This window comes from Cyclobacterium lianum, from assembly GCF_900143075.1.
Taxonomy (GTDB): domain Bacteria; phylum Bacteroidota; class Bacteroidia; order Cytophagales; family Cyclobacteriaceae; genus Cyclobacterium; species Cyclobacterium lianum.
Window position 1 is genome coordinate 110379 of sequence record NZ_FRCY01000019.1, and the last position, 6915, is coordinate 117293.

At 48.3% G+C, this 6915-nt stretch carries 5 protein-coding genes; 4 read left to right on the plus strand and 1 reads right to left on the minus strand.

Annotated elements, in window-relative coordinates; genetic code table 11:
* Window positions 1–157 precede the first annotated feature (157 nt).
* The 4 genes from BUB19_RS21670 (at window position 158) to BUB19_RS21685 (ending at window position 6329) form a co-directional block, all read left to right on the plus strand.
* Window positions 158–1303: a Gfo/Idh/MocA family protein gene (locus tag BUB19_RS21670; RefSeq protein WP_073097701.1), complete on the plus strand. Its 1146-nt coding sequence runs from the start codon at window positions 158–160 to the stop codon at window positions 1301–1303.
* Window positions 1304–1373: 70 nt separating this feature from the next.
* The gene (locus tag BUB19_RS21675) at window positions 1374–1883 is read left to right on the plus strand and encodes a DUF2911 domain-containing protein (RefSeq protein ID WP_073097702.1); all 510 of its coding nucleotides are present in this window, start codon (window positions 1374–1376) and stop codon (window positions 1881–1883) included.
* An 84-nt stretch (window positions 1884–1967) separates the two neighbouring features.
* Entirely contained in the window at window positions 1968–4442 is a 2475-nt protein-coding gene (hrpB, locus tag BUB19_RS21680) for an ATP-dependent helicase HrpB (protein WP_073097704.1), read from the plus strand.
* 324 nt (window positions 4443–4766) lie between these two features.
* Window positions 4767–6329, plus strand: a complete 1563-nt coding sequence (locus BUB19_RS21685; protein WP_073097705.1) for a purple acid phosphatase family protein — start codon at window positions 4767–4769, stop codon at window positions 6327–6329.
* Between the two features lie 307 nt (window positions 6330–6636).
* Here BUB19_RS21685 and BUB19_RS24800 read toward each other — a convergent pair.
* A partial coding sequence (locus tag BUB19_RS24800; RefSeq protein ID WP_394333893.1) for a transposase occupies window positions 6637–6915 on the minus strand: 279 nt, incomplete at its 5' end.

Below are 6915 nucleotides of genomic sequence, written 5' to 3' on the forward strand. Positions count from 1 at the left end.
TCTCTATCATACACGAGTACGTTAGCAGGATTGCAAATCCTGATTGATCTGGGTTCGGGATTGCAAATCCCGAACAGGCAGAAATGGGGTTTACCATTGAAAATTCCAAAAGTACCTTCTATCTTTAAGGCCAATCTTTTAAAATAAACCTAATATCATGGAAAAAATTAACGTAGCGGTAGTCGGTACCGGATTTATTGGCCCTGCCCATATTGAAGCCCTGAGAAGAAGCCCCAACATTGAAGTAGCTGCCCTTTGTGAAGTGAACGAGGAACTGGCCAAAGCAAAAGCTGCCCAACTGGGTATAACCAAAGCCATGCTTTTTGAAGACATGCTTAAGGATGACTCCATAAAGGCTGTCCATATCTGTACTCCCAATTTCCTGCATTATGCCCAATCCAAAGCCGTACTGGAAGCCGGCAAGCATGTGATCTGTGAAAAACCCCTGGCCACCAAAATCGAAGAAGCGGAAGAACTGGTCAAGCTGGCCAAAAAGTCCGGGCTGGTGAATGCCGTTCATTTTAACCTGCGCTATTATCCCATGGTAAGGCAAATGAAGACCATGCGGGAAAGTGGTGAGCTGGGAGATATCTACAGCATTATGGGTTCCTACCTACAGGACTGGTTATTTTTACAAACGGATTACAATTGGAGGCTGGAGCCTGATAAATCCGGTGATTCAAGGGCCATTGCGGATATCGGATCACATTTGCTGGACCTTACAGAGTATGTGACCGGTTTGAAAATCACGGAGGTGATGGCGGATTTTTCCACGGTACATAAAACCAGACTCAAGCCACTCAAAGCCATTGAGACCTACAGCGGTAAGATGCTACAGGAGTCGGATTATGAGGAAGTACCCATCAATACTGAAGACCATGCCACGGTGATGCTGCGTTTCGACAATGGCCACAAAGGGTCTGTGACTGTTAGTCAGGTTAATGCCGGAAGGAAAAACCGCCTGAATATCGAAATAGCGGGCTCCAAAGCCAATTTTGAATGGTGCAGTGAGAAACCCAACGAACTTTGGATCGGGAGGCGCGAGACTGCCAACCAGCAGTTGATGAAAGATCCTGCACTCTTTACCCCGGAAGCGGCCAAGCTCATTGGCTTTCCCGGAGGGCATAATGAAGGTTTTCCCGATACTTCCAAGCAAATGTTTAAGGAAGTCTATGCGGCCATCAGTGAAGGGAAGCAACCGGAGAATCCCTCCTACCCTACCTTTGAAGACGGTTACCGGGAATTGTTGATTTGTGAGCGCATCATAGAAAGCCATAAAAAACAGGCCTGGGTGAAAATTTAACGGCCGGGCAATAACCTAAGGAAGGGTTAAGCCGTTATTTAATCCATATTTAACCAAAAAGAAAACCAATATGAAAACATCAACCTTTAAAATGCTTGGACTATCGGGATTTTTCATGATGTCCGTGATATTTCTCTCGTATAGCCAGACACCCGCAAGCCCCCCCAAAACGGCAGAAGGGACCATCAACGGCTCTAAAATTACGGTCAACTACAGTAGCCCCGGAGTAAAAGGAAGGCAAATTTTCGGTGGCCTGGTTGAACTGGGAAAGGTGTGGAGAGCAGGTGCCAATGAAGCCACCATTTTCGAAACCAGCGAAGATATCAAAGTGGGTGGTGAAAACCTACCGGCAGGAAAATACAGCTTCTTCATCATTCCTAATGAAGGCACAAGCACCTTTATATTCAACAAGCAAACCGGACAATGGGGTACGCAGTATGATGAAAGTCAGGATGCCCTTCGGGTAAATGTAGCCTCTCAGCAAACCAGCACCCTGACAGAAAACCTGACCTATGAAATCCAGGATGACGGGATGCTCGTCAAATGGGAATATGGACAGGCCAAAGTGGATATAGAATAATCGATTAAAAAAGCAGCCGGTGCTTCCGGCTGCTTTTTTATATTTTTTCACCTGTATACTTCGCAAAAAAATAGTTTCCCAGCTTTGAAGGCTTTCCCCAATTTACCCATTCTGGAAGCCATTCCGGAAGTAAAACAGCAACTCAAAAAACATTCCACGCTTCTACTTCACGCTCCGCCAGGAGCCGGTAAGAGTACACTATTGCCCCTCACCCTGCTGGATGAGGATTGGCTTGGCCCGCAGAAAATCTTAATGCTTGAGCCGCGCAAACTCGCAGCCAAAAGTATCGCCCAGCGCATGGCTCAACTGCTTGACGAATCACCGGGACAAAGCGTTGGATACCGGGTTAGATTTGATAGCTGTGCAGGCCCCAACACCAGGATAGAAGTTATCACAGAAGGTATCCTGACCAGAATGATGCAGCAGGACAATGCCCTGGAAGGGGTGGGAATGGTCATTTTTGATGAGTTTCACGAAAGGAGCATTCATGCTGACCTGGGTCTGGCGCTTTGCAGGGAAATCCAGCAAATTCTGCGCCCTGAGCTCAAAGTTCTGATCATGTCTGCCACGCTTGACAGCAAGATGCTTGCAGATCAGCTCCACTGCCCTCTGGTGAGTAGCGAGGGTAAGGAATTTCCCGTGACGGTTCACTACAGACCGGGAACAGATTTGTTTAATCTGCCGGAGCAGGTTTCTCTTGCCGCTCGGGAAGCATTGGCGGAATATCCGGGAGATGTGCTTGTATTCCTCCCGGGACAGGGAGAGATCAAAAAAACAGCAAAATACCTGAAAGAACGATTTCCAGATATCGCCATATTCACTCTCTATGGTCAGATGGCATTTGGCAGGCAGCAGGCGGCATTGCTCCCGCATCCCGAAGGAAAGCGGAAAATCGTACTGTCCACTGCTATCGCAGAAACCAGCCTGACCATAGAAGGCATTCAAATTGTAATTGACGGTGGCTTTATGCGTTCGGCCAGCTTTAATCCCAATTCCTCACTCAACAAGCTGGTGACAATACCCGTGACGCAAGACACCGCTGCACAGCGTACGGGAAGAGCAGGAAGACTTGGTCCCGGGCATTGCTATCGCCTGTGGTCCAAAGCAAGCCAGGAAAAACTGCTTCCTTTCCGACAACCTGAAATAAGGGAGACTGACCTGGCTGCGTTGGCATTGGAGCTGCACAAGTGGGGCATCAACGATTACCATCAGTTGGAATGGATCACCAGCCCACCCGAAGGCCACTGGCAGCAGGCGATTTCCACACTGGAGCATCTGGGGGCCATTGAAAATGGTAAAATTACTCCCCATGGCCTGGCACTCCATGCCATTCCCGCACATCCCAGAATTGCCCATCTGCTGGTATACAGCCAGGAAATTGGCCAGCAAACCCTGGCCAGTGACCTGGCAGCACTGCTGGAAGAAAAAGACCCCCTGCCTTCCTCTGAGGGTCTGGATATTAACCTGAGAATTGAAGCCCTGAGGAGGCACAGGAGTACTTCAGCAGGCTACCGGGGATTTGATAAAATCGAAAAGATAGCCCGGGCTTACCGGAAAATCCTGGATATTGCCCCTTCCAATGGTCCTGTAGACGGATACATGACCGGTGTACTGCTGGCACAGGCCTTTCCGGAAAGGATCGCCTATTCCAGACCGGGAAACCAGGGCCACTTTCAACTGGCCAATGGGAAAATAGCCGCCATGGACAAAAAAGATGGGCTGGCTCAGGAAGCCTGGATTGCGGTCGCCCAATTAAATGAAGGGACCGCTGTGGGTAAAATTTTTCTGGCCTCGGTACTTTCTCCGGCTGATTTGAAGCCCATGATAAAGGTTACACCCCGAGTGTATTGGGATGAGCAGGAGGAGACGGTACTGGCAGTAGAGGAATGGAAAATAGGGCAGCTATTGCTTCAGAAAAAGCCGCTTAAATCTCCCGATAAAGCACAAACTACGCAGGCATTGCTGGACATGTTGAGGAAGTCAGGCGAGAAATGGTTAAAGTTTGACGAGAAGGTAGTGCAATGGCAAAACCGGGTCATGAGTTTGCGGGTATGGAACGGAACTGAGCTTTGGCCGGATGTAAGTACGGGGCATCTCCTCAAAACAGTAGACCAGTGGCTTGCTCCCTATCTGACCGACACCAAATCGGCAGCAGAACTGTCGCGATTGCCCCTGGACGAAATTCTGCAAAGTAGCCTCAGCTATGCACAGCAGCAAGCGCTCAATGCATTGGCACCGGTAAAATTAGGCTTACCGAGTGGGTCTATGGTCAGGATCAGCTATTTCGCCGACGGGGAACCTCCAGTGCTGGCCGCCAGGTTACAGGAACTCTTCGGCTGGCGTCAAACCCCAAAAATCAACGACAACAAGACACCCTTACTGGTACACCTGCTTTCACCCGGATTCAAACCGGTGCAGGTCACCCGAGACCTGGAAAATTTCTGGAACCAAACCTACCATGAAGTCAGGAAAGAGCTGAAGCGCCGGTATCCCAGGCACCACTGGCCCGATAATCCCTGGGAGGCCCAGGCTGTGAGTGGTATCAGAAGGAAGAAATAGGAATGCAAAAGTGGGGTGCTTTTCCCGGATCGGATTTGCGGATCGTGGAACATATTTCGCCCAAAAAAAATCTGCGCTAATCTTTGTCAATCAGTGGTTAAACATTTCCAGATCTTAACGAAAACTTATCAAAAAATTAACCCCGAAGGAGAAACCCGATATTTTTGGGCTTAATATATTGCGACAGATAGCCACTTTGACTAAATAACAGTAGTTAAAGCACATGATCGCTTGAACCAATTTCTTGATTACAGCCTGACTTGAAAGATAGGGCTGAATTTCGTAACTTTCACATAAGACATGTCAATTTTAAAATCCCCTTCAATGAAAAACCTGCTTTTCTCCCTCAGCCTGATTTTGGCCTTTCAATTCAGCATGGCACAGGAATACCGCGTGTATAAGGCTCCCACCTTTCGGGAAGAATGGAGCAAACCCTCTTATTTTCCTGACCGTATAGTCCTTAATTTTGGAGAAGACCCTTCCAGTCAGGCCAGTGTTACCTGGAGGACCGACACCAGCATAGAGAAAGCCTTTGCGGAAATTGCAGTAGCCGACGGGGCCCCGAAGTTTTGGAGAAACGCCAGTACAATAGAGGCTGCTACAGAAGTTCTTGATGCCACTGCGGTAGAAGTCGCCAGGGTAAAGGCACATTACCATTCGGTCAGCTTTAAGGATTTAAAACCCGACACCATGTATGCCTACCGGGTGGGAGATGGAGACACCTGGTCTGAGTGGATACAATTCAGTACTGCTTCCAGGGAAAAGGACAAACCCTTCAGCTTCCTTTATGTTGGCGACACGCAAAACTATATTCTGGAACTTTGGTCCAGGTTGATACGGGAGGGCTACCGGAAAGCACCTGATGCCAAATTCATCATCCATGCAGGTGATCTGGTCAATGTGGCCCACCGGGAAACCGAATGGCACGAATGGTTTTCCGCAGGAAGCTTTATTCACAGCATGGTACCTTCGATGGTTACTCCCGGAAACCATGAATACCGCAGTATCCCCGAATTGGATGGTGAAGATGCAGACCGCAGGCTTTCCCTGCAGTGGAGACCACAGTTTACCTTACCGGAAAATGGACCTGAAGGCCTTGAGGCATTAAAGGAAACGGTCTATTATATGGATTATCAGGATGCAAGGATTATCTCACTCAATAGCAATATATTACAGGCCGAACAAATCCCCTGGCTGGAAGAGGTTTTGGCCAATAACCCCCAGAAATGGACCATTGTGACCTATCATCATCCTTTATTTTCAGCCTCAGAAGGCAGGGAAAATACCCGGTTAAGGGATGCCTGGAAACCCTTGTTTGACAAATACCAGGTAGATCTGGCCCTGCAGGGACACGACCACAGCTATGCCCGCGGAAGGGTTTCTCCTGAGGAGAATGTAATGGATGGGGTCAACACCAAAGACCAAACCGGTACCGTGTACGTGGTTTCTGTAAGTGGAGGCAAAATGTACGGGTTGAGAAAGAATGCCTGGAACGACTACGAAGCCGAAAGGGACCGGGCAGCCGAAAATACCCAGCTCTTCCAGGTCATCAATATTGAAGGAGACAAGCTGAGCTTCGAGTCCTATACAGCAGTAGGTGATTTGTACGATGCCTTTGACCTGGAAAAGCAGGAAGATGGCACCAACAAGTTCATTGAAAGAAAATCGGAAGCGGGAGAGGAAAGAAGGTTTTCAAATACCATAAGCTATGAGGACCCTCTCCCGGAAAATCTTGAAACCATCCTGCTTTCCAAATACCCGGGCCATGAGATCACCCGGGTATCGGCCAGAAGAGTAGGTCAAATGCTGCATTTCAATGTACGCCTGGAAAAAGACGGGGCAAGGAAAGAACTCAGCATAGATGAGGATGGAAATATCAGTGAGTAAGGGTCGAGGAATTACCTGAGAATTGCGAACGGAATTCCCCAGCCTCCTTTGGGAAATAGGAATTTGCTGAAAAGGGCGTTTTGTGCTGGAATTGGGTAATGTAATCGGGCTACCGGAAGTCAAGCATTTTGAAAAAAATCTGTGCTTATCTGTGTCCATCTGTGGCGGGACAATTTGTTTACCTCCTGTGTAACCACAAAAAGCTCCGTTAGGAGCGACCGGTATAATAACCATGGGGTTCAGCCCTTGGTTATTCGCCAACCGTCTACCTAAATAGGGTCTGCTGAAAAACTCAAAAAAGACCAGTTTATAAAACCAGGCCAGATAGCTCTCTGGGCTGGTTTTGTATTTTCTGGATCTCCAGAATCTGCCTTATGGCGTTTCTGAGCATGTTTTTTAAATCTTTCCACGCTGAAAAACTCAGACATGGGAGTGCCATCCCGGCCAATTTGACCAGGTTGAGCACTAGGATAATTGAAGCGATCCACGATTGGCTGGTGTTTTTGAGCCTTGCCCTGATCCGGTTCATTCCGTATCCGTTTTTTGCCTGACCAAACTTGCCTTCTATCGGGTTCCTTTCCCCAGG